We start from the raw sequence: 1,363 nt of genomic DNA on the forward strand, positions 1-1,363 counted from the left end.
ACCGATCAAGCGCTTCCTGGCCGAAACTGTAAACTGCGTAAGGGGGACACAATATGACGAAGCGCCTTGATGACACTGACACGCATGTCTCGCTCTCCGGCAAGGGGCTGAAGGGACGCATGCTCGGCGCGACCGTCCTCGGTCTCGCACTGACCGCCGGGATCGGCGGATGGGCTGCTCATGCGAAGCTCGCAGGCGCCGTCATCTCGCAGGGCGAACTCGTCGTCATTGGAGATACCAAGCAGGTCCAGCATGTCGATGGCGGCACGATCGTCGAGATTCCCGTGAAGATCGGCTCTCTGGTTGAGAAGGGCGATGTCGTTCTGCGCCTCGACGACACGCAACTGCGCATCGAGCTCGGCATCGTCACCTCGCAGGTCGCCCAGCTGAAGGCGATGATGGCGCGGCTTGTGGCCGAACGCGACGGTCTCGACGTGCTTTCCTTCGAGGGTCTGGAGCTTTCTCCCGAGGTCAAGCGCGAGGAAGCCAAGCTCTTCGACGAAAACCGCGTCATGCGGGCCAATCAGAAGCAGCAGATCGAAATGCAGATCTCGCAGCTGGGCAACCAGATCGACGGTCTGAGAGAGCAGGAAAAGGCCAATCTTGCAGAAAACGAGCTGCTTGCAGAAGAGCTCGCCATGCAGGAGGGGCTGGTACAGAAGGGCCTCGCCAAGGCCGCCGAGCTGCGCGGCCTTCGCCGCCAGATGGTCCGCATCGAGGGCACGATCGGTGATCTTCTCGCCCGTGTTGCCGAAGCAGAAGGCCAGATCAGCGAACTCAAGGTCCGACTGATGTCGGTCGACCAGACCAGCCGAACGGAATTGCAGAAGGAGATCGTCTCGGTCGAGGCTCGGCTCACCGAACTCGAGCAGCGCGCGCTGCAGTTGACACACCGGCTCGATCGCACGGTCGTCAAGGCGCCGGAAAGCGGCACGATCTACGACCTGCAGGCGCACACCATCGGCGGCGTCGTTGCACCGGGCCAGGTGATCATGGCCATCGTGCCTGCCAACAGCGAGCTCAACGTGCACGTCAAGGTCGCCCCCACCGACATCGACCGTGTCTTCGTCGGCCAGACCGCGCGCATGCGCTTCACCGCCTTCAACCGTCAGACCACACCGGAAATCGTCGGCGCCGTCGACATCATCCCCGGCGCAACCATCGTCGACAAGTCAACGAACCTGCCCTTCTACAAGACCAGCGTGACGTTCTCCCCCAGTGACCTCGGCGATCTCGCGACAAAACTCACCCCGGGCATGCCCGTCGAAGTCTATATCGAAACCGAAGAAAGAACCGTCATCTCGTTCCTCGCAAAGCCATTCACCGACCAGATCACGAGGGCCTTCAGAGAGGAGTATTGGGA

1 protein-coding gene is annotated in these 1,363 nt (G+C 61.6%); it reads left to right on the forward strand.

Going from position 1 to position 1,363, the window contains the following annotated elements; translation table 11 throughout:
• Window positions 1-53 precede the first annotated feature (53 nt).
• The coding region (locus QWE_RS24245) for an HlyD family type I secretion periplasmic adaptor subunit (protein ID WP_006728820.1) at window positions 54-1,363 on the forward strand (1,310 nt) is incomplete at its 3' end.

This window comes from Agrobacterium albertimagni AOL15 (assembly GCF_000300855.1).
Lineage (GTDB): Bacteria > Pseudomonadota > Alphaproteobacteria > Rhizobiales > Rhizobiaceae > Allorhizobium > Allorhizobium albertimagni.